This window comes from Shinella sp. WSJ-2 (assembly GCF_003432075.1).
GTDB lineage: Bacteria > Pseudomonadota > Alphaproteobacteria > Rhizobiales > Rhizobiaceae > Shinella.
In genome coordinates this window covers 835,896-859,258 of sequence record NZ_QWBU01000001.1, presented here as the reverse complement: position 1 = coordinate 859,258, position 23,363 = coordinate 835,896, and the positions used below count along the sequence as shown (strand labels likewise).

The following is a 23,363-nucleotide window of genomic DNA, read 5'->3' as shown; positions in this document are numbered from 1 at the left end:
GGCCCTGGCTGGCGCGGTGGCCGCTGCCGCTGCGCGGCTTGCGCTTGCCGCCGGGGCCGGCGGTGACGACGGCCGGGGCCTCGCCGCTGGCGACGGTGATCTGAATGCCCATCAGCTTCTCGATGTCGCGCAGGAGATGCGCTTCATCCGGCGTGCAGAAGGCGATCGCGATGCCGTCGCGGCCGTTGCGGGCCGTGCGGCCGATGCGGTGGACATAGGCGTCCGCCACTTCCGGCAGGTCGTAGTTGTAGACGTGCGTCACGCCGGGAATGTCGATGCCGCGGGCGGCAACGTCGGTGGCGACGAGCACGCGGATTTCGCCGTCACGGAACGCCTTCAGTGCGCGCTCGCGCTGGCCCTGGCTCTTGTTGCCGTGGATAGAGGCGGCCTTGAAGCCGATATGGTCGAGATGCTTCATAAGCTTTTCGGCACCATGCTTGGTGCGCGAGAAGACGAGCGACAGGCCATCCGGGTTTTCGGTGAGCGTCTTGCGCAGGATCTGCGCCTTCTGGTCTTTACCGGGAACGTGATGGACATATTGTTCCACCTTGTCGGCGGCCTTGCCAGGCGGGGTCACTTCGACCTTCTTCGGGTTGACGAGATACTCGCCGGCAAGCTCACCGATCAGCTTCGGCATGGTGGCCGAGAAGAGCAGCGTCTGGCGGTTCTTCGGCACCATCTTCGAAATCTTGCGAAGGTCGTGGATGAAGCCGAGGTCGAGCATCTGGTCGGCTTCGTCGAGCACGAGATAGCGGGCCTGCGTCAGCGTCACAGCCTTGCGGGCGACGAGGTCGAGCAGGCGGCCGGGGGTGGCGACGAGGATGTCGGTGCCGCGGTTCAGCATCTCCGACTGCTTGTTGATCGACGCCCCACCGACGACGGTGACGACGCGCAGCGGGGTCTTCTTGACGAAGTCACGCAGATTGTCGGCGATCTGGTTTACCAGTTCGCGGGTCGGCGCGAGAATGAGGGCTCGGATGTTGCGCGGGTCGGGACGGCGGGGGTCGGCGAGCAGCTTCTCGATCATCGGCAGGCCGAAAGCGGCCGTCTTGCCGGTGCCGGTCTGGGCGAGACCGATCAAGTCGCTGCCTTCGAGAACGAGCGGAATGGCTTTTTCCTGGATCGGCGTTGCCTTTTCGAAGCCGAGTGCCGAGAGGGTGGCGACAATGGTCTTCGAGAGGCCGAGGTCGTGGAAAGTGGTCAAGTCAAATACCTTTCGGGGCGCCAAACAGGTATTGCCGGAACGCACCATGCGCTTCCGGTTTCGTCTGGCGTCAAGAACCCCGCGTGAATTGGGAACTTGTGGGTTGTCTGGTTATCGTCGGCGCAGTATCCGCAGATGGGAGGCGGATCGTCTCTTGCGCTTGTCCTTCTTGGCATCCCGTACAGGGAAATCGCTGGCTCGCTCACGCGGCGGCCGAAGGGCGACGCTACGGCTCATGTCGTTGTTTTGCGCCTAAAAGTCAAGTGCTACTTTCGCAGATGCGAAAGGGCGGGTGTTCAATTCATGCGCAGCTCGAAGTCGGCGGAGGCCGAAAGCGTTCCGTTGATGAGGACGTCTATGCGGTGGGTACCGGGATAATAGACGCGGGTGGTGATCGCGCGGATGGCGTGGTCCTTGACGATAGACTGGTGCCCGCCAGAGGGGAGGTCCAGCGTCTTCCACTTGAACACTTTCGCCGCCAGGGTGCCGTTCGCCTTCACGTGATGGATCGCATAGTCGATCATCAGCCGCTGCGGTTTCGCATCCGCGTTGTTCACGGTGATGGAGAAGCTGAGCTTGTCGCCGAAGGTGACGACGGGTGTCGTTACGAGCAGGCTGGCAGCAATGCCACGTGCGGCGGCAAAACCGAAATTGGCGAGCGCCTTGGCATCGCCCTTCTTCAAGAGCGTGCGTGAGGCATGGCGCAGCAGCTGGCGCCGTTCGGTTGAGGCGCCGTCGATATGGTGCTCCACGAAATCGGCGACGACGGCAGGGTGGTCCTTGGCGATATCATTGAGGCTGTTGGCGACGGAGCGGCGGACATAGTCCTCCGGATCGTCCAGGAGCGCGACGAGGATCGGCAGGATGGGGGCCGGCTCCTTGACCAGTGCCGGCAGGCGCATCGCCCAGGGTAGGCGCGGCCGGGTGCCTTCCGAGGCAAGGCGGCGGACATGGTGGTTTGCGTCCGTTACCCAGCCGGAGATTTCGGCCAGCGCCTGGTCCTGCTCCGCATGGATAAAGCGGCGGATACCGAATTCGGCGGTGAAGTGCGGCGTCAGTGCCTTGAGGAGGGCGAGCGACAGGTCGAAATGGCCAAGGCCGTGTTCGGAGACGTACTGGTTGACCGGCAGCAGTGCCCAGCCGGAAAGGCCCGACTTTCCTGTGTCGGGCAAGGCTTTACGCAGGATATCGGCTGCGGCGGCATAATCGGCGGGCAGCGTTTGCGTCAGTGCATCCTTGATCCGCTCGGCGCGCTGCATCAGTTCCAGTGTGTCCATGCCGTCTGTCGCCAATGCCGCGAAGCGCTCGGCATCGAAATCGGATGCCACGCGGGATATATGGCCGGCCATGTCCGTGACCAGTCCGGGATGCAGCAGGTTCTTTAGCGGTTCGGCCATGCGTTTTCCTTTTGTTCGAAACACCCTAGCGGGCCGCATCGGCGCAAGGATAGGGGCGGACAGGCTTTCCAACAGTTTCGTGAATGAGACCACCCGGAACATGCGGCGGGGGCTCGCGTTCCCATTAACGCGCCTCCCGTCGCAAGCGCGGGATGTGCTCGAAGGCAGATCCGCTGCCAATCCGCTAACCTCGCTACGGGAGTGAAACATGACCGCTACGACTTGGATTCTCGCCGCCGACGGCAACCAGGCACGCCTGCTCAAGGGAGTGAACCTGTTGAAGGATGGCCAGCAAAGCCCCGAGCAGGAAGTCTTTCGCTGGGAACCGAAGAAGGCGCAAGACATCATGGCCGACAAGCCGGGTCGCAGCCATTCCTCCGTCGGTCATGGCCGTTCCGCCATGGAATATTCGAGCGATCCTGTGCGGGAGGAACAGCAGAAGTTCACCGCAGAAGTTGCCGGACTGATCGACGGTTACGCCGCCGAAGGCGCTTTCGACCGACTCGTTGTCTGCGCCGCTCCGCAGACGCTCGGCGACCTGCGCAACAAGCTTTCCGACAAATCCAGGACATTGACCGTTGCCGAGATCGACAAGAATTTTTCGAACCTGCCTACGGACAAGTTGATCGCATCAGTTCAGGCGACTATTGGACGCTAAGACGCAAACAGGATGTTCAAACGATACGGGCAGGCGGAAGCCTGCCCGTTTTGACAGGAATACAACGTCAACGGCAAACACGCGCCCTGTACATGTCGCCCCAGGCGTCCTGCCGCCAAACGACATGGCAGACTGGATAATTGTTGACGACGATATACGGCCGGTAAACCGGGCGATAAACCGGCGGCGCATAGTGGCGCGGCTGCAATGCGTCGGCCACAAGCGCTCCCCCGATGAAGCCGGCGGCGAGGCCGGGCAGGAAGCGGTTGCGGGCCTCTGCCTGTGAGGTGGTTGCGAGCGTGGTTCCTGCCACGGTCAGCGCGATGAGGCTGGTGGTGATGACTGTCTTCAACGAAAACATGGTCTTTGTCCTGATCCGGGGATGACCGCCTATCGGTCATGAATGCTCGGACACCGTATAAATTCACCGCGAAGATGGTTGTTTCCAGGCAATTTCATTAAATTCCTGTTAGAAATCAGTGGGCACGCCCCCCTCTGCTTTCCGGCGTGCTACGAAGGCATCGAGTTCTTCCTCGATTGCTGGGTCGAGCGGGGGTTTCTCGTAGGTGTTGAGCTTTTCCTTGAACACCCGGTTGGCATGGTCGTAAGTGGTTGGCCGGCCAGCCTCCGTCCAGGTCTCGAAATTGCGCCAGTCCGACAGGATCGGCGAATAGAAAGCCGTTTCATAGCGCGCCAGCGTGTGCGGTGTGCCAAAGAAATGGCCGCCGGGGCCGACGTCGCGCACGGCGTCCAGACCGAGTGCATCGGGGCTGACGTCGAGTGGCGTCAGATATTCCGCCACCATCTGCAACATGTCGACGTCGAGGATGAATTTCTCGAAGGAGGCCGTAAGCCCCCCTTCGCTCCAGCCCGCCGAATGCATGATGAAATTGCCGCCGCCCTGCGTCAGTGCCCAGAGCGAGAAGGCCGATTCATAGGCGGCCTGTGCATCCAGCGTGTTCGAAGCGTTGGTGTTGGAGGTGCGGTAGGGGATGTTGTACTTGCGGGCAAGCTGGCCGCCGGCAATGACCGCCTTCATATATTCCGGCGTGCCGAAGGCCGGCGCGCCCGTCTTCATGTCGACGTTCGAGGTGAAGCCGCCATACATGACCGGCGCGCCGCGGCGAACCATCTGGGTGAAGGCGATGCCGGCGAGCGCCTCGGCATTCTGCTGCACGACGGCGCCGGCGATCGTCACCGGCGCCATGGCGCCCGCCAGCGTGAAGGGGGTCACGACCACGACCTGATTGCGCGAGGACATTTCGATGATGCCTTGCAGCATCGGCCCGTCAAGACGCAGCGGCGAAGACGTGTTGATGATGGTGAAGAGCGAGGGCTCACGCTCCATCTGCTCCATGGAAATGCCGCGGCCGATGCGAGCGATCTCGATGCCGTCGAGATTGCGCTGCTTGCCCAGCGAATAGACGTGGAACGCCTTGTCCGTCAGCTTCACCATATCCGACAGGCAGTCGAGGTGGCGGATCGAGGCGTGGATGTCGATCGGCTCGACCGGATAGCCGCCCGTCGTGTGAATGACGTCATAGCACTGGGCGAGCTTCACCAGCTTGCGGAAATCCTCCTGATTGCCGGCGCGGCGGCCGCCATCGCGGTCGGCCACGAAGGGGGCGGAGGCGATTTGCGCGAAGACGAGGTTGTTGCCGCCGATCTCGACATTGCGCATCGGATTGCGGGCATGCAACGTGAAGCCCGACGGTACGGAAGCCATCATATCCATGATGAGGCCGCGGTCGAAACGCACGCGGTCCGTGCCCTGTGTCACATCGGCGCCGGCCGCCTTCATGCGCTCACGCGCCTCCGGCAGGATGACATCCATGCCGATCTCTTCGAGGATGGTCAGCGAGGCCTGATGGATGGCCTCCAGCGCGTCATCCGACAGCACGGTGGACTTGGCCGTCATGTTGACGAGATTGAGATATTTCGAGGTGGCCGGTGCGCGCCGCGTGCGTTCGGCACCGCGTCCGCCGCCGCGACGGCGGCGCTCGACGGGGGCGTCGTCCGCCTCCGGTTGTTCGAGGTGATTTTCGAGTTTGATCACGTCACCCATGCAGCACAGCCCCGGTCTGGTTTGCTTCTTTTCGTTGTCGCATATCCTGCGACGCGATGGCCCGTCATTTGCGACAGGGAAATGCCGTCTTGGATAAGGGTCGCCTTTGGCAACGATCGGTTAACCATCCGTTCAAGGATTGGTGATACTCCGCAAGGGGTACAAATCTCTCTTCCGTCCCGCTTCGGGGAGCGCATTGCGTGACTGAATCTCATGACGAATTGCTGGTAGCGGCCATCGCGCGCGTTCGTGCGCATCCGCATCCGGCTTACGTCAAGAGCAGCGAACTGCGTTACCTCGCCGTCAACGATGCCTACGCAAGCCTGTTCGATCACAGCCCGGCGGAGATGATCGGCCTGCGCAGCGACGAGATCGGCGAATTGTCCGGTCATGGCGAGCGGGACGATCCGGAACGCCGCTGCCTGATCTTCGGAAATCCCGAACGCGCCCGCTTCGTGCACCCCTTCGGTGGTGGCAGTTTCGATATCGCGCTGAAGCGCGAGCGGCTTTCGGCGACGCTCTCCATCCTCGTCGCCCTCTTCACGCCCTCTGTCGAGGCGCTGGCCTCTTCGGGCCACGCGGTTGCCAATACGAATGGCAAGGCCAAAGCGGCAATGCGCACGGAAGACGTCGACGGCGTCGCAGATCCCGTCGAAAGCGCGCTGGAGGCCTTCGGCGCCGGTATCGCGATCTTCGGCGCGGACAACCGCCTGAGCTACGCCAACAACTGTATGCGGGAATTCTACCGCACGGTGGTGGGTGACCTTGCGGATGGGGCGATCACGCTTGCGAGCGTTACGGAGGCGCTGCACGATATCGAGGTCGGACGAACCACGCCGGCCGAGCGTGAGCGCTGGGTCGCCGCGCGCCTCGCCAGCTACGACCTGCCACTCTACGAGACGGTCGCTCGGTTGGCCGGCGGCTGGATGCGGCTCGTCACCCAGCGCCGTCCGGACGGACGGCTGGTCGCCTTCCTGCTGGATGTGACAGCGCTGAAGGACAGCGAAGCGCGGCTTGTCCAGCATTCCCAGGAAATCGGTCTCTATCGCGCGCTGCTCGACGAACTGCCCGTCGCCAGCTTCATGCGCGACGAAAACCAGCGGATGATCTTCGCCAACCGGGCCTATGTGGAGCTGACGGGCAAGCAGCCGGAAGAACTGCTCGGCCTTACTACGCTCGACATGTATCCCGTACAGGGCGACGAGTTCCATGCGCAGAACCAGCAGGTGCTCGACACCGGCGAGCTGCTCGAAACCGAGATCGAATACATACGCTCGGACGGTTTTATCCTGCCGACGATCACCCGGCTCCATCGCGTCACAACGCTGGACGATAAGGGCTATCTCATCGGCTCGCTCACGGACACGACCGTCCTTAAAAAACGCGAGGAGCAGCTGATCGAGGCGCAGCGCGAGGCCGAAGCGGCACGCGCGGACCTCGCAAGCGTCGTGGAATCGCTGCCCGTCGGCATCGTGGTGGTCGACGAGACCGGCACGATCGAGCTGATTAACGGCGCTTTCGCCGGGCTTTGGAACGGTGCGCTGCCGCCGATGAAGGATCGGCCGCTCGGCGAACTCCTGCATTTCCAGCATGTGCAGGGGGCGACATGCGAGGATGGCGCGCATTGCGCCGAAGGTTACGAACACCGCCTTTACGGCATCCGCGCCGGCGAAATGCCGGTGCGCGAAGTCAGCTACGCGAACGGCCGCACCTTGATCGAGGCCGGCTGCGCCATTTCCGGCGGCCGGTGCCTGCTCACCTATATCGACATCACCGAACGGCGCGAGCGCGAACGCGAGGTGCTGGAAACGCGCAGCGCGCTTGAGGAGGTCGGCACCCTCATGGAGGACGCCGTCTCCTCGATGGCTCAGGGCCTGCTCATCATCGAAGGCGACAGGGTGGTGCTGTCCAACGAGGCGCTGTCCACCATGATCGCCATGCCGGCGCACCTGCTGCAGCCGGGGGCCTCGATGAAGGATGTTCTGCAAAGCTGTATCGACCGCAAAATCCCCGGCTTTATCGGCGAGGAGCCGGTGGATGCGCGTGAATTCGGCGCCATTCTCTTCACCGGCAAGCCGGCATCGCTGACTGTGTTCAGCGGATACCAGCGCTGGCTGCGGCTTGACGTGACGCCGACGAGCCGCGGCCGCAACGTCATCGTCTTTTCCGACATCACCGACCTCAAGAGCCGCGAAGACGAGTTGCGCCGGCTCGTGTCGCGCGCTGAGACGGCCGACAAGGCGAAGTCGGAATTCCTCGCCAATATGAGCCACGAGATTCGCACGCCGATGAACGGCGTGCTCGGCATGGCGGAACTGCTCGCCAAATCCAATCTCGACACGCGCCAGAAGACCTTCATCGACATCATGGTGAAGTCGGGCAATGCGCTGTTGACGATCATCAACGACATCCTCGATTTCTCGAAGATCGATGCCGGCCAGATGACGCTGCGCGACGTCGCCTTCAACCCGGTCGAAGCCGTCGAGGATGTCGCGACACTGCTTTCGGCCAAGGCGGCGGAAAAGGATATCGAACTTGTGGTGCGCGGTGCCGCGCAGATGCCAGCAGCCGTGATGGGCGATGCCGGGCGCTTCCGGCAGATCGTCACCAACCTCGTTGGCAATGCGGTGAAATTCACCGATCGCGGCCATGTTCTGATCGATCTCGCCTCGACACCAGGCCCTGACGGCGCGGTGGAGCTCGAGATCCGCGTCGAAGATACGGGTGCCGGCATCCCGACCGAGAAGATGGCGTCGATCTTCGAAAAGTTCTCGCAGGTCGATGCCTCCTCGACGCGCCGCCACGAGGGCACCGGCCTCGGCCTTGCCATCACCGATGGGCTGACGCGGCTGTTCGGCGGCACGCTTGTGGCCGAAAGTGCCGTCGGCGCCGGCTCCGTCTTCACCGTGCGGCTGCCGATGACGCTCGCCGTCGCGGCACTGCCGGCCCGTATCATGCCGGTCCGCGTGTCGAGCGCCCGCATCCTCGTCGTCGATGCGCATGATCTCTCGCGCAAGGCTTCGCATGACCTGCTGCTCGGCTGGGGTTTCGATGCGACGGCGGTGGCCTCGGAAGCCGAGGCGCTGGCCGTGCTCACGGCGGCGGCCGATATGGGCCTGCATGTCGATGCGGTTGTCTTGGATTACCAGCCGGATCATTCGCCCGCCTTCGTGCGCACCCTGCGCGAGACTGCGGAAACGGCCGGAAGCGCGCTTGTCGTGCTGACCTCGATGAACCTGCCGGCCGACGACAAGCTTCTCTCCTCGCAGCATGTCCAGGCACATCTGATGAAGCCCGTGCGGGCCGATCTGCTGCGTGAAACTGTAAGTGAGGTCCTACGCGCGACGCGCGGCGGCAGGCCACGGCCGACCCCCGCGCCCGTGGCCGAAGGCAAGGTTCTGGCGCTCCGCCCGCACGCGGCTAATATGGCTGAATCGGAGGGCGAAGTCCTGGATGTGCTGGTGGCCGAGGACAACGAGGTCAACCAGATCCTCTTCACCCAGATGCTGATGGCGGCGGGTCTGCGCTTCCGCATCGTCGGCAATGGCGAGGAGGCGGTGGAACTGTTCCGCGCCAGCCGGCCGGGCATGATCCTGATGGATATTTCCATGCCCGTGATGAACGGCCTGCAGGCGAGCCGGGCGATCCGCGAGATCGAAAGTGGCACGGGCCACCGCGTGCCGATCGTCGCCGTCACCGCCCATGTGCTGGAGGGCGACCGGGAAGAGTGCCTTGCCGCCGGCATGGACGATTATCTGGCCAAGCCGATCAGCATCGAGAAGCTGGAAGAGCAGCTCGACCGCTGGCTGAAGCGCGGCAAGATTCAAGCCGCCAACGGCACGCTGCACTGAGCGCTCAGATCGCCGGTTTTTCTCCGCAGAGCATTTCCCGCTTGCCCGCAAAGCCCGGCCGGCGCTCCACCACGAAGCCCGCCGCCGCGAGATTGCGCCGCACGAAACCGGCCGCCGCATAGGTGCCGAACCGGCCGCCGGGAGCCGTCAGCCGGAAAACCGCGGCCATCAGGTCCGCCGACCACATGTCGGGATTGCGCGACGGCGCGAAGCCGTCGAGAAACCAGGCGTCGAAGGGTTCCTGTTCCTGGCGGAGGCTTTCCAGCGCCGTGCCGCAGACGACGGTAAGGTGGACGCGTGGTTCCAGTTCGATCTCGATGCGCTCCGCGGGCGTATCCGGCCATGTCTCTGTGAGGCGTGCGCGCTGCCTGTCGAGTTCCGGCCAATGGGCGAGCGCCCGGTCAATATCGGCCCGGGCCATCGGGAAGCGCTCGAAGGAGGTGAAGTGCAGGCTCGCCCCTTCCGGCGCCGTCTGCCGCCATTGCCGCCAGGTTTCGCAGAGATTGAGGCCGGTGCCAAAGCCGAGTTCGGCGATGCGGAACGGTTCTGGCCGCTGCCAGCGGGCCGGCAGGCCGTTGCCGGACAGGAAGACGTGGCCGCATTCCAGCCGGCCATCGTTGCGGCAATAAAAGTGATCGTCAAAGGCACTGGAATAGGGCATATCGCCCTCGTGCCAGTCGAGAACACCGAGGGTTTCGGGCGCAGTGTAGGGATCGTTTTCAGCCATGCCGAATGCCGATAGTCGCGTGAAGCCCGCCGGTCAACCGGCCGTGGACCTGCTCGTGGCCGGCGGCGGGGTCATGGGCCTCTGGACCGCGCTTTTTGCCGCCCAAAGGGGCCTTTCCGTTCATCTTGTCGATCGCCGGCATATCGGGGCAGGCGCAAGCGGCGGGGTGCTCGGCGCGCTGATGCCGCATTTGCCGGATCGCTGGAATGCCAAGAAGGCGTTTCAATTCGCGGCCCTGGTGTCGATCGAAGCGGAGATTGCCGCGCTGGAAGCCGAGACCGGCCTTTCCGCCGGCTACCGCCGGTCCGGCCGCCTCATTCCGGTGACGAAACCGCAGAACCGCGAGACGGCGATGGGCCACGCGCGGGATGCGCGGGCGGTCTGGTCGATGCCCGACCGCAGCTTCGCCTTCAAGGTGCTGGACGCCGCGCCGATTGCCGGCTGGCCGGTTGCCGAGACCATGCCGCACGGACTGGTTCACGACTATCTCGCCGCCCGTCTGTCCCCGCGTGGCCTGCTTGCCGTCTTGAAGGCAGCGCTTGAACGGCAGGCGAAGGTGACGATCACGCAAGGCGTCGGGCTCTCGGTAGTCGAGCCCGACGCCGGCCTTGCCCATCTCGACGACGGCACGCTCCTGTCCTTCGGCCATTGCGTGCTTGCCGCCGGTGTCGAGACCTTCCCGCTCCTGCAATCCCTGACCCCGCTTGCTAAGCCGGCGGGCATGGGCGTCAAGGGGCAGGCGGCGCTCCTTCGAGCCTCCGTTGATCCCAACCTGCCGGTGGTCTTTGCCGATGGTCTCTATATCGTGCCGCATGAAAACGGCGCCGTCGCCATCGGCAGCACGAGCGAAAACACTTTTGCGGATGCGCAGAACACGGATGGTCTACTCGACGCGTTGATCCAAAAGGCGCGGCTGATGGCGCCTGTGCTTGCCGATGCGCCGGTCATCGAACGCTGGACGGGCCTGCGTCCCAAGGCGATCGGCCGTGAGCCGATGGTCGGGAGACATCCGGACTACGCCAATCTCAGCCTGATGACGGGTGGCTTCAAGGTCAGTTTCGGATTGGCGCATGCGCTCGCCCGTGCGGTTCTGAACGAAATCGAGGGCGGCACGCTCGACGTACCGCCCTCATTCACCGTACCGGCACACTTCGAGGAAGCCGGTCGGATTTGACACCGCCTTACATCCAGTAGGGCGGGACGCCGTAATAATCGTGGATCAGCTTGCCGTTGCGGCGGTTCCAGTCGTATTCGGCATCGCTTTCATAGTGCGGCGCGGCCTCCACCTGTTCCTTCGTCACATCGACACGGTAGCCGCCGAGGCCTTCGTCATAGCGCAGCTTGCTCCATGGCAGCGGATAGTGATCGTGGCCGATGCCGAGGAAACCGCCGAAGCTGAGCACGGCATAGGAGACGTGACCGCTGCGCTTGTCGAGGATCAGACGCTCCACCGAGCCGATATGCTTGCCATCGGCGCCGTAGACGCTCGTCCCCTCGACCTTGTCGCTGGCGATGAGATCCTGAGTTTCACGAATGTTTGCATCCTGCATGACCATAAGTGTTTCTCCTTGCACGTGATGGACAGAAAACGGCGCAAGGCGGTAATGGTTCCTTTTGAAGGGTCGAATGCCCGTTTCAAAACCCGACTGTCCCCCTTCCGAAGGTGACCGCATGACTGACAAGATTTATCCGCGCGACCTGATCGGCTACGGCCGCAACCCGCCGCAGGTGCGCTGGCCGGGCGGTGCCAACATCGCCGTCCAGTTCGTGATCAACTATGAGGAGGGCGGCGAGAGCTGCATTCTCGACGGCGACCCGAACTCGGAAAACCTTCTGTCGGAAATCGTCGGTGCCGCCGTCTGGCCGGGCCAGCGCAACCTCAACATGGAATCGATCTACGAATATGGCTCGCGCGCCGGTTTCTGGCGCCTGCATCGCCTGTTCACCAGCCGCGACGTCACCACCACCGTCTATGGCGTAACGCTCGCCATGGCGCGCAACCCGGAAGCCGTCGCCGCCATGAAAGAAGCCGGCTGGGAAATCGCCAGCCATGGCTACCGCTGGCTGGAATACAAGGATTTTCCGGAGGAGAAGGAACGCGAGCACATCCGCGAGGCGGTGCGCCTGCACAAGGAGCTGACCGGGTCGCACCCGCTCGGCATGTACCAGGGCAAGCCCTCCGACAACACGCTGCGGCTCGTCATGGAAGAGGGCGGTTTCGTCTATTCCTCCGATTCCTATGCCGATGACCTGCCGTTCTGGGTGCCGGGCCTCGATGGTGAGCCCTTCCTGATCATTCCCTATACGCTCGAAACCAACGACATGCGCTTTGCGACGCCCCAGGGCTTCAACACGGGCGACCAGTTCTTCACCTATCTGAAGGACGCTTTCGACGTGCTCTATCAGGAAGGTGCCGAAGGCAGCCCGAAGATGCTGAACATCGGCCTGCATTGCCGTCTTGTCGGCCGTCCGGGCCGTGCGGCGGCACTTGCCCGCTTCGTTGATTACGTGCTCGGTCACGAGAAGGTCTGGATCCCGCGCCGCATCGATATCGCGCGCCACTGGATCGAAAACCACCATCCGTCGAAGGTGAAGGGCGCATGATCGACCGGGCCGATTTTCTCGACCGTTTCGGCGGCGTCTTCGAGCATTCGCCGTTCATCGCCGAACGGGCGCTCGACGCCAATGCCGTTGCCGAGCCGCTGACGGCCGGCGGCGTGCATGCCGCCCTCACCGATGCCTTCCGCAAGGCGAGCCGTGCCGAACAGCTCGGCGTGCTCGTCGCCCATCCGGATCTTGCCGGCAAGCTGGCGATTGCCGGCGGGTTGACGGAAGACAGCCGCAAGGAACAGGCCGGCGCCGGCCTCGACCGGCTGAGCGCTGCCGAACACGCCCGCTTCACCGAACTCAACAGCGGCTATGTCGAAAAATTCGGCTTCCCCTTCATCATCGCCGTCAAAGGCCTTGACAAGGACGACATCCTTGCCGCCTTCGAAAAGCGGATCGGCAATACGGCCGATGAAGAATTCGCAACCGCGAAAAGCCAGGTGGAGCGCATCGCGCTCCTCCGGTTGAATGCTCTGCTCCCCGGAGATTGACGATGCCTGATGACCTACGACCGCCCTTCCTCTCCCCGGGAGGGCTGTCCGATGGCTGAGAAGCTTGAAATACAACCCCTGACGCAAGAGGCCTTTGCGCCCTTCGGCACCGTCATCGAAGCCGATCCCGCTTCGATGCGCTACATCAACGGCGGCACGACCGAGCGCTATCACGCGCTCGCTGAGGCCGAGGCGGTGGGCGAGGATGCCAGGGTCATCATCAACCTCTTCCGCGGAACCCCGCGGGCGTTCCCCTATGCCGTCGATATGATGGAGCGCCATCCTTTCGGCAGCCAGAGCTTCTCGCCGCTCGACGACCGGCCCTGGCTGGTGGTGGTGGCGCAAGACGAGGGCGGCAAGCCGGGCAAACCGAAGGTGTTTCGCGCCGGTGGGCGGCAGGGGGTGAACTATCGCCGCAATGTCTGGCATCACCCGCTGATCGCGGTCGGTGCCGTCAGCGATTTCCTCGTCGTCGACCGTCTGGGCGGCGGCGTCAATCTGGAAGAGTTCTTCCTCGAGGAACCCTTCATCATAGAAGCCCCCTGAGAGGACTTATGAGCACGACCGGCCGCCTGACCACCCACGTTCTCGACACCGCGCTCGGCAAGCCCGCCGCGGGCCTGAAGATCGATCTCTTCCGGATCGTGAACGAGGAGCGCCAGCCCGTGACGAGCGCCGTCACGAATGACGACGGCCGCGTCGATGCTCCGCTTACGGACGGTGCCGGCTTTGCGGCCGGCACCTATGAACTGCTATTCCACGCAGGCGATTACCTGCGCGCCTCCGGTGCCGCCGTCACTGAACCCGCCTTCCTCGACCGCATTCCGCTGCGTTTCGGTGTGGCCGATCCGTCGAGCCACTACCACGTGCCGCTGCTGCTTTCGGCCTATAGCTACGCGACCTATCGCGGCAGCTAAAGGGTGGCCTTCATCGGCTTGCCTGCGACATAGGTCTCGCGCACCGCGCGATCATCGCCCAACGTCTGGAGCAGGAAGAGTTCTTCCGTCAGCGAGCGCACCACCTCCATCTTCAGCGCCATGGCGGGCGTTGCGGCGGCGTCGAGCACCACGAAGTCGGCATCGGTGCCGGCTTCCAGCGTGCCGATATGGTCGGCGAGCGACAGCGCTTCGGCATTGCCGAGCGTCATGTGGTAGAAACTCTCGAACGGGTTCAGCCGCTCGCCGAGCAATTGCTGGATCTTGTAGGCCTCGTCCATCGTCTTCAGCATGGAATAGCTGGTGCCGCCACCGATATCGGTGGCAACACCGATGCGCACGGGCTTTTCCCGCCGCGACAGCGCCTTCAACGGGAAGAGGCCAGAGCCGAGGAAGAGGTTGGAGGTCGGGCAGTGCACCGCCACTGCACCCGCCTCGCTCATCGCATCCGCCTCGCGCTCCGACAGATGGATGCAGTGGCCGAACAGGCTTTTGCGGCCGAGCAGGCCGTATTTCGCATAGACATCCGTATAGTCGATCGCATCGGGGTAGAGTTCACTGGTGAAGCGGATCTCGTCATGGTTTTCCGAAAGATGGGTCTGGATGAGAAGGTCGGGGAATTCGCGGGCCAGCGCCGCCGCCATCTCCATCTGCGCCGGCGTCGAGGTGATGGCGAAGCGCGGTGTGATGGCGACGTGGTTGCGGCCCTTACCGTGCCACTGCGCAATCACGGCGCGGGTCTCGTCGTAGCCCATGTCGGGCGTATCGAGCAGGCCCTGCGGCGCGTTGCGGTCCATCATCACCTTGCCGCCGATCATGCGCATACCGCGCTTCAAAGCCTCAGCGAAATAGGCGTCGGCCGAGGTCTTGTGCACGGAGCAATAGGCGACCGCCGTCGTCGTGCCCTGGCGGATCATCTCATCGTAGAAATGTCGGGCGATGCGCGCGGCATGCTCGCTTTCGACGAAGCGGCATTCCTCCGGGAAGGTGTAGGTGTTGAGCCATTCGAGCAGGTTTGCGGCATAGGAGCCGATTACCTGCATCTGCGGGAAATGCAGGTGTGTATCGATCAGGCCCGGCAGGATGAGATGCGGCCGGTGATCGATCTCCTCCACATCCTCGGGCGCCTCCGCACGCACCGTGGCGTAAGCGCCGACGGCGGCTATCCTGCCGTCCTCGACCAGCAGGCCGCCATCCTCCTCGTAGCGATAACTCGCCGCATCGTCGATCGTTTCTGGACGGCGCAGGAAGGAGAGCAGGCGCCCGCGGATGAGGGTTCTGGTCATGGCGGTCGGTGTCCTTTTGCTGCGGTGGGAATTCTCCCTTCCAGATAGAGCGCGCGGGCGGGGAGGGCAATTGCCGGGTGGAACCGAGGCCCTGCTGGGTGTATTCTGGGCCATGGCTTACGAACTCTATTACTGGACCGGCATTCAGGGGCGCGGCGAATATGTTCGTCTTGTCCTGGAAGCTGCTGGCGTGCCCTATCGTGATGTTGCGCGCGAGGAAGGGGACGGCGTCATTGCCCGGGTGAGCAAGGAGGCGGCGACGCCTTCCTTCGCGCCGCCCTTCCTGAGGGATGGCGACCTGATGGTCGGTCAGGTGGCTGCCATCCTGCTTTATCTCGGCGACAAGCTCGATCTTGCGCCGAAGGAACCGCATCAGAGGCTCTGGACGCACCAGATCCAGCTCACCATCGCCGACTTCATTCTTGAAGGCCACGACGTGCACCACCCGATCGGTGCCGGTGAATATTACGAGAACCAGAAACCGGAATCCTTGCGCCGCGCTCGCGAATTCCGCGAGGAACGCGTCCCGAAATTCCTCGACTGGTTCGAAGGCATTCTCGCGCGCAATCCCGAAGGTCCGGCCCATCTCGTGGGCAACCGGCTGAGCTATGCCGACCTGTCGCTGTTTCAGGTCATGGATGGCCTGACTTATGCCTTTCCGAAGCTGATGGCAGGTGTCGAGCAGCGCTATCCCGAGATCACGGCGCTTTGCCGCTCCGTTTCGCAACACCCGAAGATTGCCGCCTATCTCGCAAGCGACCGCCGCCTGCCGAGCAACGAAAGCGATCTTTTCCGCCACTATCCCGAACTGGATGGCCGGCCGTAGAGCCTTCCGCGGGCTGATTCAGGAAATAGCGACGATTTCCAGCTCCTGCCCGTTCAGCGTCACAAGATCGCCGGCGCCCTTGCCGAGCAGCAGGCGCGCGACCGGCGAGACATAGGAGATCGTGCCTGACTTGGGATCGGCCTCGTCCTCGCCGACGATGCGGTAGGTCTGAACCCGGCCGTCGTCGCGGCTGAATTTCACCGTGTTGCCGAAGGCGACGGTGTCTGACGATGTCGGGTCGGCCATGACTTGTGCGGTGCGCAGCCGCTCGACGAGATAGCGGATATCGCGCGAGGGGCCGGCGAGCTGGCGGCGTTTTTCGTTGATGTCCTCGATGGCATTGGCGGCCTCGAATGCCGCGCGCGCTTCCGAAAGCTGCGTCTCAAGCGCCTTCAGCCCTGTCTCGGTGACGAGGTTGGGGTGAGGCGAAATCGGCCGTTCGGGCAGCAGGGTTTCCGCCGCGGTTTCGGCACTCTCTTCCTTCATGAAGGCGACGCTCACGATCAAGACTCCCTGTTGCTTCCCGGCACTTTATGCCCGCTGCGGCATCGTCGCCAGAATCCAATCGCGAAACGCGCGGATTTTCAAAATGTTGCGCCGGTTTTCCGGATAGGCAAGCCAATAGTCGCGCCCGTCGTTGCAAGTGAGCTCGAAGGGCTGGTAGAGCAGGCCCGCGGCGATCTCCATGCGGAAATGGCCAGGATTGAGGATCGCCACCCCCTGGCCGGCCATGGCGACCTGCGCGTCGATGGTCTGGACGCCGAGTTCGTTGGGCGGATAGCGCTCAAGCCCCGGATTGTCGATGCCGGCGGCGGAAAACCAGGTGCGCCACCAGATATCCGGCGCGCTGATGATCGGCAGTTTCAGGAGATCGGCCGGCTCGTGCACGCCGCCGATCGTTTCCGCCAGCGCCGGATTGAGCAGGGGCGCGAAATCCATGCGCATGATGCGATGGCTCTCCAGCCCTACCCAGTCGCCCTTGCCCCAGCGGATCGAGATGTCGGCTTCTTCTCGCGAGAAATCGATCAGGTCCTGCGAGGTGGACAGCCGGACCGCGATGTTCGGGTGCTTGAGCTGGAAATCGCCGAGCGTGCGGCTCAGCCATTGCGTGGCGAAGGTCGGCGTCGAGTGTATGTGCAGCTTGTGCTCCGTCGCGCCCTTCAGGTCGGCCACCGCCTCGGCAAGTTTCGCCAGGCCTTCGCCCACCTTCGGCGCCAGGCGCTCGCCCGCCTCGCTCAGCAGCACCTGCCGCGGCTGGCGCAGGAACAGGGTTTCGCCGAGCGTCTCCTCCAGGAGCTTGATCTGGTAGCTGACGGCCGTCTGCGTCATGCCGAGCTCGTCACCCGCGCGGGTGAAACTCGCATGCCGCGCCGCCGCCTCGAAGACCCGAAGCGCGTTCAGCGGAAAGTTGCGCGACATCTTCATGGCCAAGTTCTCTTCATGCATGCAGACGAAGGTTCGATTGGAATTCCATCCTCAGCGGGCGCATCCTGCACGCAATGGATGGGATTCACGAGGTTTTACCATGACATGCACTATCGAAACAATGCCGGTGGGGCCAAAGCGGAGGCCGTTTACCGACCTCTTGCATAAGCTCTCTCTCGCCTTTATCGTCCGCAAGCATAACCCCACGCCGCGCCTGCACCCTGACGAATTGTCCGATCACCTGAAGCGCGATCTCGGTTTTCTGGATGGCCGAGGCTAGCCGTTGTTGCGGCGCCATTCTGCGAAGGCGAGCAGCACCTCGGACGCGGTCATCGCGGCGATGACCTCGGGGCGCTTGTTGTCCACTGCACTGCCGCCGATCGGTAGAACCAGCCGGTCGGCCGCGCTGCGCGGCATGCCCTGTTCGTCGAGATGATGCAGGAACATGCCGCGCTTCGACTGCGAGCCGACCATGCCGATATAGGCGAGGTCGGTCCGTTGGAGTGCTTGGCTGCCGATGCGGAAGTCGAGCGCATGATCGTGCGTCACGATGACGATGGCAGAGCCGGCTGGAATATCGGCGACCAGCGCCTCCGGGAGGGCGGCAAAGCGGTGATGCACCTCCGATGTCAGCTGGTCGAGCGCCGTTTCGCGCGCCTCCACCACGAAGACCTTGAGCGGCAGCATGGTCAGCGCGTCGGCGAGCGCCCTGCCGACATGACCGGCGCCGAAAATCCAGACCTGTGGTTTCTGCCGCTCCTCCTCCGCAAGGCGCCGGTCGAGCGCGCGGCGGGCCTCTTCGTCAGCGAAGGTGAAGCGCAGGGCGACGCGGCCGCCGCAACAGTCGCCGTTTTCCGGGCCGAGCGGAATATCGAGTGTCGCCTCGCCACCGGCATCCGCCAGCAGCTTGCGCGCATTCTCGATGGCCGCATATTCCAGCTGTCCGCCACCGATCGTGCCATGGATCTCCGTCGGCGCGACCAGCATGAAGGTGCCTTCATCGCGCGGTGCCGAGCCCTTGGTGGCGGTGATATCGACGATGACGACGCGATGTTCGCGGGCGAGAAAGCCCGTCAGGCTGTCTTGCAGAAAATTCATTTCGTCCTTCTTCGCGCATGAAGCCCGGCTGGGCCTGGGACCCGGCGGGAACCCCGCCGCGTCCGCGCGCCTTTTATTGGGCGGTCCAGCCGCCATCGACGGATATATGGGTGCCGTTGATCGATTTTGCCGCATCCGAGGCGAGGAAAAGCGCGATGGCCGCCACTTCGTCGGTGCCGACGAATTCCTTGGTCGGCTGGAATTTCAGCATGACATCGGATTTCACCTGCGCTTCGCTGATGCCGCGGGCCTTGGCCGTGTCAGGGATCTGCTTTTCGACCAGCGGCGTCAGCACATAGCCGGGGCAGATCGTGTTGGCGGTGATGCGGTTTTCGGCGACTTCCAGCGCGACGGTCTTCGTCAGGCCCATCACGCCGTGTTTCGCCGCCACATAGGCCGCCTTGAAGGGTGAGGCGACGAGGCCGTGCGCGGAAGCGATATTGATGATGCGGCCCCAGCCCTTGCGCTTCATATGCGGCACGGCATTGCGGATGGTGTGGAAGGAGCTGGAAAGGTTGATCGCGATGATCTGGTCCCATTTCTCAACCGGAAAGTCCTCGATCTTCTCGACATGCTGGATGCCGGCATTGTTGACGAGGATATCGACGCCGTCGAATTCCTCCACGGCCGTCTGGATGAGGTCGGAGATTTCGTGCGGCTTGGTCATGTCGGCGGGGTGGTAGAGCACACGCCCGTTACCGAGACCGTCGAGCTTGGCGCGGATCGCCTCGATCTCATCGGCATTGCCGAAGCCGTTAATGATGACGTTTGCGCCGGTTTCCGCGAAAGCGCCGGCAATGGCGAGGCCGATGCCGCTGGTGGAGCCGGTGACGACGACACTTTTCATGCTTGTACTCTCCAGGTCATGCTGCCCAGGTCATGTGGGTTGCGATAGCCTACGCCTAAAACTCAAGCGATGACAATTGTGTTTTCCGCACGTTACAGTCCCGCTGAGAGCGAAGCGGGACTTGCGTTTTATTTTCCTTTGACATTCGTTTTTGTATCGTATTGAAGATTCCGAAGGGCCTGGGAGAGGCCTTCCAAGGGGAGGACTGCATGAGCGGATATGTTCTCGCGATCGATCAAGGCACGACATCGAGCCGGGCGATCGTTTTCGACGGCAACCAGAAGGTCGTCGGTTCCGGGCAGAAGGAATTCACGCAAATCTTTCCGCAGTCCGGCTGGGTCGAGCACGATCCGGAAGAGATCTGGGAAAGCGTTCTTTGGTCCGTCAAGGCGGCGCTGAAGAAGGCCGACGTCAAGGCCTCCGACATTTCCGCCATCGGCATCACCAACCAGCGCGAGACCGTCGTCGTCTGGGAGCGCGAGAGCGGCAAGCCGATCCACAACGCCATCGTCTGGCAGGACCGCCGCACCGCCTCCTATTGCGACAAGCTGAAGAAGCAGGACCTTGAAAAAACCTTCACCAAGAAGACCGGCCTGCTGCTCGACCCCTATTTCTCCGGCACCAAACTCTCCTGGATGCTCTCCAACGTGAAGGGCGCGCGGGCGCGGGGCGCCAGGGGCGATCTCTGCTTCGGCACGATCGACACGTTCCTGATCTGGCGCCTGACCGGTGGCAAATCGCATGTGACGGATGCCACCAATGCCAGCCGCACGTTGATGTACAATATCGCGGAGAATGACTGGGACAGCGAACTCCTGGACATCCTGCGCGTGCCGAAGGCCATGCTGCCCGACGTGCTGGATTGCGCGGCGGATTTCGGCATCACGGAAAAGAGCCTTTTCGGCGCGGAAATCCCGATCCTGGGCGTTGCCGGCGACCAGCAGGCGGCGACCATCGGCCAGGCCTGCTTCGAGCCGGGCATGATGAAATCCACCTATGGCACCGGCTGCTTTGCGCTGCTCAACACCGGCGCCGACATGGTGCGCTCGAAGAACCGCCTGCTGACCACCATCGCCTACCGGCTCGACGGCGAGACGACCTATGCGCTCGAAGGCTCGATTTTCATCGCAGGCGCCGCCGTGCAATGGCTGCGCGACGGGCTGAAGGTTATCAAGGCCGCGCCCGATACGGGCGATCTCGCGGCAGAAGCCGATCCGACGCAGAACGTCTATCTCGTGCCCGCCTTCACCGGTCTTGGCGCGCCGCATTGGGATCCGGAGGCGCGCGCCGCCATCTATGGCATGACCCGCAATACGGGGCCGGCGGAATTCGCCCGTGCGGCGCTGGAGGCCGTCTGCTACCAGACGCGTGACCTGCTTGATGCCATGCACAAGGACTGGAAGGCCAACGGAAAGGAAACCGTGCTGCGCGTCGATGGCGGCATGGTCGCCTCCGACTGGACCATGCAGCGCCTCTCCGACATCCTCGACGCCCCCGTCGACCGCCCGACCATCCTGGAGACGACCGCGCTCGGAGCCGCCTGGCTCGCCGGCCAGCGCGCCGGTGTGTGGCCCGACCGCAAGGGCTTTGCGAAATCCTGGGCCCGCGACACGCGCTTCGAGCCCAAGATGGACGAGAAGACCCGCGCGGTGAAGATCAAGGGCTGGAAGGACGCGGTGCGGCGGACGCTGAGCGCGGGGTAACTTTCCGCTCCCTCTTCAAGGCGGCGCAGGCGGATGCTATGCGTCGCCCATGCATCCATCCCCGACCATGGTCCCCGGCCGATCCTGCGGCACCTGCACGCTCTGTTGCCGGCTGCCGGATATCGATCTGTTCGACAAGCCGGCGAATGCCTGGTGCCGGCATTGCATCGAAGGGAAGGGCTGTTCGATCTATGCGGACCGGCCCTCGGTCTGCCGCGATTTTCTCTGTCTGTGGATGACCGACGACGCGCTCGGGGAAGCCTGGGAACCGTCCCGTTCGCATATGATGATCTACCGGCAGGGGCCGCAGATCACGGTTCTCGTCGATCCCGACCATCCCGATATCTGGCGGCGCGAGCCGTATCATGCGCAATTGCGGGCCTGGGCGGATGAGGCCCAGCCCAATGGCGGTTACGTCATCGTGTTCTGGCAAGACGACGTGTTCAAGATCTGAGCCCCGCGATCTTCTGTCAAAAATCAAAAATAATCCGGTGCGCCCTGTCGGCTGAGACGCTACTCCTACGTCTTTCAGCCAACGGGAGTTCACCATGCTGTATGCCGTTCTTTGTTACGATTGCGAAAGCGAGATCAATGCCTGGTCGAAGGAACTGGACGACAAGGTCATGGCCGATCTCGGCGCCGTCAACCAGCGGTACGCCGAGGCGAGCAAGCTTGGTCCCGTCGCCCGGCTGATGCCGACGACGGCAGCCGTCACGGTGCGCAAGGGCGCGACCGACGACATCATCATGGATGGTCCCTTCGCGGAAACCAAGGAGCAGTTTCTCGGCTTCTTCGTGCTGGAAGCGGCGACGCTGGACGAGGCGATCACCTTCGCGCGCGAGCTTTCCGCCGCCAATCCGGCCAACGGCACCTATGAAATCCGGCCGTTGCAGTTCTTCAATCCGGGAGTACCCATAACATGACAGATCTTGCCTGGATCGATCTGGCGCTGACATCGGCACGGCCGCAGGCCATGGGGGCGCTGCTGCGCTACTTCCGCAACCTCGACCTGGCGGAGGAGGCCTTTCAGGAGGCCTGCCTTCGCGCGCTGAAGACCTGGCCCGAAAAGGGCCCGCCGCGCGATCCGGCAGCCTGGCTCATCTTCGTTGGCCGCAACAGCGGCATCGACCAGGTACGCAAACGCGCCAAGCACCAGCCGCTTCCGCCCGAGGAGGTTCTGTCCGATCTGGAGGATACGGAAAGCGACCTCGCAGACCGGCTGGACGGCGCGCATTACCGTGACGATATCCTGCGCCTGCTCTTCGTCTGCTGCCACCCCGACCTGCCGGCGACCCAACAGATCGCGCTGGCGCTACGCATCGTCTCCGGCCTCTCCGTCAAGCAGATCGCCCGCGCGTTTCTGGTTTCCGAGGCGGCGATGGAGCAGCGCATCACGCGCGCCAAGGCCAAGGTGGCCGCCGCCGGTATTCCCTTCGAGACGCCGGATGCCGTGGCGCGGGCCGAACGACTCGGCCTTGTCGCGGCGATGCTCTATCTCGTCTTCAACGAGGGCTATTCGGCCGGCGTGCCTGAAAGGGCCGATACGCCGTTCTGCGCGGAGGCGATCCGGCTGGCGCGCCTGCTTTTGACACTGTTCCCCTCCGAGCCCGAGATCATGGGGCTGACGGCGCTGCTGCTCATCCAGCATTCGCGACTCGATGCCCGTTTCGATGCGGATGGCCAGATCGTGCTTCTGGAAGATCAGGATCGCTCGCTGTGGGACCACGCACTCATCGATGAGGCGCTGGTGTTGATCGACAAGGCGATCCGCCACCGCACGCCCGGTGCTTTCCAGATCCAGGCGGCGATTGCCGCCCTGCATGCCCGCGCGGCCACGGCCGCGGAGACGGACTGGCTGCAGATCGATCTGCTCTACCAGACGTTGGAGCGCCTGCAGCCGTCGCCGGTCGTGCGGCTCAACCGCGCCGTCGCGGTGTCCAAGCGGGAAGGGCCGGAAGCGGCGCTTGCGCTGGTCGAGCCGCTCTCGGAGAAGCTCTCCGGCTACTTCTATTTTCATGGCTTGCGCGGTGGCCTGCTCAAACAGCTCGGCCGTTACCGCGAGGCGCATGAGGCCTTCGACCGTGCTATCGCGCTTGCCAGCACGCCGGCCGAAGCCGCCCATATCCGCCAGCATCTCGACTGCGTGCAGCGGGAAATGGCGGCGGCTGAAAAATAATTTGCATTCGATGTCGGATCGCTTCTCCGTGAGGCGTCCTTGATACGAACCAACCAAACATCCCATG

General features: G+C 63.4%; 23 protein-coding genes. 12 read left to right on the top strand and 11 right to left on the bottom strand.

Annotation, left to right across the window (positions count from 1 at the left end):
• Together D0Y60_RS04080 and D0Y60_RS04075 are read right to left on the bottom strand one after the other, a co-directional pair.
• The coding region (locus D0Y60_RS04080) for a DEAD/DEAH box helicase (RefSeq protein ID WP_147324491.1) at window positions 1-1,204 on the bottom strand (1,204 nt) is incomplete at its 3' end.
• A 296-nt stretch (window positions 1,205-1,500) separates the two neighbouring features.
• Entirely contained in the window at window positions 1,501-2,601 is a 1,101-nt protein-coding gene (locus D0Y60_RS04075) for a DNA alkylation repair protein (protein ID WP_117366957.1), read from the bottom strand.
• Between the two features lie 208 nt (window positions 2,602-2,809).
• On the opposite strand from D0Y60_RS04075, the gene D0Y60_RS04070 reads away from it, so the two are divergent.
• Complete coding sequence (locus D0Y60_RS04070; RefSeq protein ID WP_117366954.1) at window positions 2,810-3,259, top strand: host attachment protein; 450 nt, start codon at window positions 2,810-2,812, stop codon at window positions 3,257-3,259.
• Window positions 3,260-3,326: 67 nt separating this feature from the next.
• Here D0Y60_RS04070 and D0Y60_RS04065 read toward each other — a convergent pair whose 3' ends face one another.
• Both D0Y60_RS04065 and D0Y60_RS04060 read right to left on the bottom strand, forming a co-directional pair.
• Window positions 3,327-3,620 (bottom strand): hypothetical protein, encoded by a 294-nt coding sequence (locus tag D0Y60_RS04065; RefSeq protein ID WP_117366953.1) that lies wholly within the window; start codon window positions 3,618-3,620, stop codon window positions 3,327-3,329.
• 108 nt (window positions 3,621-3,728) lie between these two features.
• The gene (locus D0Y60_RS04060; RefSeq protein ID WP_117366951.1) at window positions 3,729-5,324 is read right to left on the bottom strand and encodes a trimethylamine methyltransferase family protein; all 1,596 of its coding nucleotides are present in this window, start codon (window positions 5,322-5,324) and stop codon (window positions 3,729-3,731) included.
• A gap of 200 nt (window positions 5,325-5,524) precedes the next feature.
• On the opposite strand from D0Y60_RS04060, the gene D0Y60_RS04055 reads away from it, so the two are divergent.
• A complete protein-coding gene (locus D0Y60_RS04055) occupies window positions 5,525-9,175 on the top strand; it encodes a PAS-domain containing protein (RefSeq protein WP_147324490.1) in 3,651 nt (1,216 codons plus the stop codon).
• A 4-nt stretch (window positions 9,176-9,179) separates the two neighbouring features.
• On the opposite strand, the gene mnmD is transcribed toward D0Y60_RS04055, so the two are convergent.
• On the bottom strand, window positions 9,180-9,902 hold the full coding sequence (gene mnmD, locus D0Y60_RS04050) for a tRNA (5-methylaminomethyl-2-thiouridine)(34)-methyltransferase MnmD (RefSeq protein ID WP_117366947.1): 723 nt from the start codon (window positions 9,900-9,902) through the stop codon (window positions 9,180-9,182).
• Here mnmD and D0Y60_RS04045 point away from each other — a divergent pair.
• Window positions 9,901-11,076: an FAD-binding oxidoreductase gene (locus D0Y60_RS04045; RefSeq protein WP_117366945.1), complete on the top strand. Its 1,176-nt coding sequence runs from the start codon at window positions 9,901-9,903 to the stop codon at window positions 11,074-11,076. The genes mnmD and D0Y60_RS04045 overlap by 2 nt on opposite strands.
• A gap of 7 nt (window positions 11,077-11,083) precedes the next feature.
• Here the strand turns inward: D0Y60_RS04045 and D0Y60_RS04040 are convergent, their stop codons facing one another.
• The gene (locus D0Y60_RS04040) at window positions 11,084-11,452 is read right to left on the bottom strand and encodes a PRC-barrel domain-containing protein (RefSeq protein ID WP_117367098.1); all 369 of its coding nucleotides are present in this window, start codon (window positions 11,450-11,452) and stop codon (window positions 11,084-11,086) included.
• Window positions 11,453-11,573: 121 nt separating this feature from the next.
• Here D0Y60_RS04040 and puuE point away from each other — a divergent pair, with 121 nt between their 5' ends.
• From puuE to uraH, 4 genes are read left to right on the top strand one after another with little or no spacing between them, the layout of a single operon-like run.
• Window positions 11,574-12,506, top strand: a complete 933-nt coding sequence (puuE, locus tag D0Y60_RS04035; protein WP_117366942.1) for an allantoinase PuuE — start codon at window positions 11,574-11,576, stop codon at window positions 12,504-12,506.
• Entirely contained in the window at window positions 12,503-13,000 is a 498-nt protein-coding gene (gene uraD, locus D0Y60_RS04030) for a 2-oxo-4-hydroxy-4-carboxy-5-ureidoimidazoline decarboxylase (protein WP_117366941.1), read from the top strand. The genes puuE and uraD overlap by 4 nt, the downstream gene beginning before the upstream one ends.
• A 51-nt stretch (window positions 13,001-13,051) precedes the next feature.
• Window positions 13,052-13,546, top strand: a complete 495-nt coding sequence (locus D0Y60_RS04025; protein ID WP_117366939.1) for an ureidoglycolate lyase — start codon at window positions 13,052-13,054, stop codon at window positions 13,544-13,546.
• An 8-nt stretch (window positions 13,547-13,554) separates the two neighbouring features.
• Window positions 13,555-13,917: a hydroxyisourate hydrolase gene (gene uraH / locus D0Y60_RS04020; protein ID WP_117366937.1), complete on the top strand. Its 363-nt coding sequence runs from the start codon at window positions 13,555-13,557 to the stop codon at window positions 13,915-13,917.
• On the opposite strand, the gene guaD is transcribed toward uraH, so the two are convergent.
• Complete coding sequence (gene guaD, locus D0Y60_RS04015; protein ID WP_117366935.1) at window positions 13,914-15,221, bottom strand: guanine deaminase; 1,308 nt, start codon at window positions 15,219-15,221, stop codon at window positions 13,914-13,916. The two genes, uraH and guaD, sit on opposite strands and share 4 nt — an antisense overlap.
• 112 nt (window positions 15,222-15,333) lie before the next feature.
• On the opposite strand from guaD, the gene D0Y60_RS04010 reads away from it, so the two are divergent.
• Complete coding sequence (locus tag D0Y60_RS04010; protein WP_117367096.1) at window positions 15,334-16,047, top strand: glutathione S-transferase; 714 nt, start codon at window positions 15,334-15,336, stop codon at window positions 16,045-16,047.
• An 18-nt stretch (window positions 16,048-16,065) separates the two neighbouring features.
• Here D0Y60_RS04010 and greA read toward each other — a convergent pair whose 3' ends face one another.
• The 4 genes from greA to D0Y60_RS03985 all read right to left on the bottom strand — a co-directional run bounded on the left by greA (window position 16,066) and on the right by D0Y60_RS03985 (window position 19,417).
• Window positions 16,066-16,548, bottom strand: coding sequence for a transcription elongation factor GreA (gene greA / locus D0Y60_RS04005; protein WP_117367094.1), 483 nt, complete (start codon window positions 16,546-16,548; stop codon window positions 16,066-16,068).
• Window positions 16,549-16,578: 30 nt separating this feature from the next.
• Entirely contained in the window at window positions 16,579-17,472 is an 894-nt protein-coding gene (locus D0Y60_RS04000; RefSeq protein WP_245409078.1) for a LysR substrate-binding domain-containing protein, read from the bottom strand.
• Window positions 17,473-17,748: 276 nt separating this feature from the next.
• Complete coding sequence (gene xdhC, locus D0Y60_RS03990) at window positions 17,749-18,570, bottom strand: xanthine dehydrogenase accessory protein XdhC (RefSeq protein ID WP_117366928.1); 822 nt, start codon at window positions 18,568-18,570, stop codon at window positions 17,749-17,751.
• Window positions 18,571-18,643: 73 nt separating this feature from the next.
• Entirely contained in the window at window positions 18,644-19,417 is a 774-nt protein-coding gene (locus tag D0Y60_RS03985; protein WP_117366925.1) for a 3-hydroxybutyrate dehydrogenase, read from the bottom strand.
• Window positions 19,418-19,626: 209 nt separating this feature from the next.
• On the opposite strand from D0Y60_RS03985, the gene glpK reads away from it, so the two are divergent.
• The 4 genes from glpK to D0Y60_RS03965 all read left to right on the top strand — a co-directional run bounded on the left by glpK (window position 19,627) and on the right by D0Y60_RS03965 (window position 23,296).
• Window positions 19,627-21,120 carry a glycerol kinase GlpK gene (gene glpK / locus D0Y60_RS03980; protein ID WP_117366923.1) on the top strand — a complete coding sequence of 498 codons (1,494 nt, stop codon included), beginning with the start codon at window positions 19,627-19,629 and terminating at the stop codon, window positions 21,118-21,120.
• Between the two features lie 49 nt (window positions 21,121-21,169).
• The gene (locus D0Y60_RS03975) at window positions 21,170-21,574 is read left to right on the top strand and encodes a hypothetical protein (protein ID WP_117366921.1); all 405 of its coding nucleotides are present in this window, start codon (window positions 21,170-21,172) and stop codon (window positions 21,572-21,574) included.
• 94 nt (window positions 21,575-21,668) lie between these two features.
• A complete protein-coding gene (locus tag D0Y60_RS03970) occupies window positions 21,669-22,043 on the top strand; it encodes a YciI family protein (protein ID WP_117366919.1) in 375 nt (124 codons plus the stop codon).
• Window positions 22,040-23,296: an RNA polymerase sigma factor gene (locus tag D0Y60_RS03965; RefSeq protein WP_117366917.1), complete on the top strand. Its 1,257-nt coding sequence runs from the start codon at window positions 22,040-22,042 to the stop codon at window positions 23,294-23,296. The genes D0Y60_RS03970 and D0Y60_RS03965 overlap by 4 nt, the downstream gene beginning before the upstream one ends.
• Window positions 23,297-23,363 lie beyond the last annotated feature (67 nt).

Bases quoted from the DNA above. Each gene is read 5' to 3' on its own strand.
- D0Y60_RS04075 (WP_117366957.1), bottom strand. From the start codon at position 2,601: ATGGCCGAACCGCTAAAGAACCTGCTGCATCCCGGACTGGTCACGGAC.
- D0Y60_RS04070 (WP_117366954.1), top strand. From the start codon at position 2,810: ATGACCGCTACGACTTGGATTCTCGCCGCCGACGGCAACCAGGCACGC.
- D0Y60_RS04065 (WP_117366953.1), bottom strand. From the start codon at position 3,620: ATGTTTTCGTTGAAGACAGTCATCACCACCAGCCTCATCGCGCTGACC.
- D0Y60_RS04060 (WP_117366951.1), bottom strand. From the start codon at position 5,324: ATGGGTGACGTGATCAAACTCGAAAATCACCTCGAACAACCGGAGGCG.
- D0Y60_RS04045 (WP_117366945.1), top strand. From the start codon at position 9,901: ATGCCGAATGCCGATAGTCGCGTGAAGCCCGCCGGTCAACCGGCCGTG.
- mnmD (WP_117366947.1), bottom strand. From the start codon at position 9,902: ATGGCTGAAAACGATCCCTACACTGCGCCCGAAACCCTCGGTGTTCTC.
- D0Y60_RS04040 (WP_117367098.1), bottom strand. From the start codon at position 11,452: ATGCAGGATGCAAACATTCGTGAAACTCAGGATCTCATCGCCAGCGAC.
- puuE (WP_117366942.1), top strand. From the start codon at position 11,574: ATGACTGACAAGATTTATCCGCGCGACCTGATCGGCTACGGCCGCAAC.
- uraD (WP_117366941.1), top strand. From the start codon at position 12,503: ATGATCGACCGGGCCGATTTTCTCGACCGTTTCGGCGGCGTCTTCGAG.
- D0Y60_RS04025 (WP_117366939.1), top strand. From the start codon at position 13,052: ATGGCTGAGAAGCTTGAAATACAACCCCTGACGCAAGAGGCCTTTGCG.
- uraH (WP_117366937.1), top strand. From the start codon at position 13,555: ATGAGCACGACCGGCCGCCTGACCACCCACGTTCTCGACACCGCGCTC.
- guaD (WP_117366935.1), bottom strand. From the start codon at position 15,221: ATGACCAGAACCCTCATCCGCGGGCGCCTGCTCTCCTTCCTGCGCCGT.
- D0Y60_RS04010 (WP_117367096.1), top strand. From the start codon at position 15,334: ATGGCTTACGAACTCTATTACTGGACCGGCATTCAGGGGCGCGGCGAA.
- D0Y60_RS04000 (WP_245409078.1), bottom strand. From the start codon at position 17,472: ATGAAGATGTCGCGCAACTTTCCGCTGAACGCGCTTCGGGTCTTCGAG.
- xdhC (WP_117366928.1), bottom strand. From the start codon at position 18,570: ATGAATTTTCTGCAAGACAGCCTGACGGGCTTTCTCGCCCGCGAACAT.
- D0Y60_RS03985 (WP_117366925.1), bottom strand. From the start codon at position 19,417: ATGAAAAGTGTCGTCGTCACCGGCTCCACCAGCGGCATCGGCCTCGCC.
- glpK (WP_117366923.1), top strand. From the start codon at position 19,627: ATGAGCGGATATGTTCTCGCGATCGATCAAGGCACGACATCGAGCCGG.
- D0Y60_RS03975 (WP_117366921.1), top strand. From the start codon at position 21,170: ATGCATCCATCCCCGACCATGGTCCCCGGCCGATCCTGCGGCACCTGC.
- D0Y60_RS03970 (WP_117366919.1), top strand. From the start codon at position 21,669: ATGCTGTATGCCGTTCTTTGTTACGATTGCGAAAGCGAGATCAATGCC.
- D0Y60_RS03965 (WP_117366917.1), top strand. From the start codon at position 22,040: ATGACAGATCTTGCCTGGATCGATCTGGCGCTGACATCGGCACGGCCG.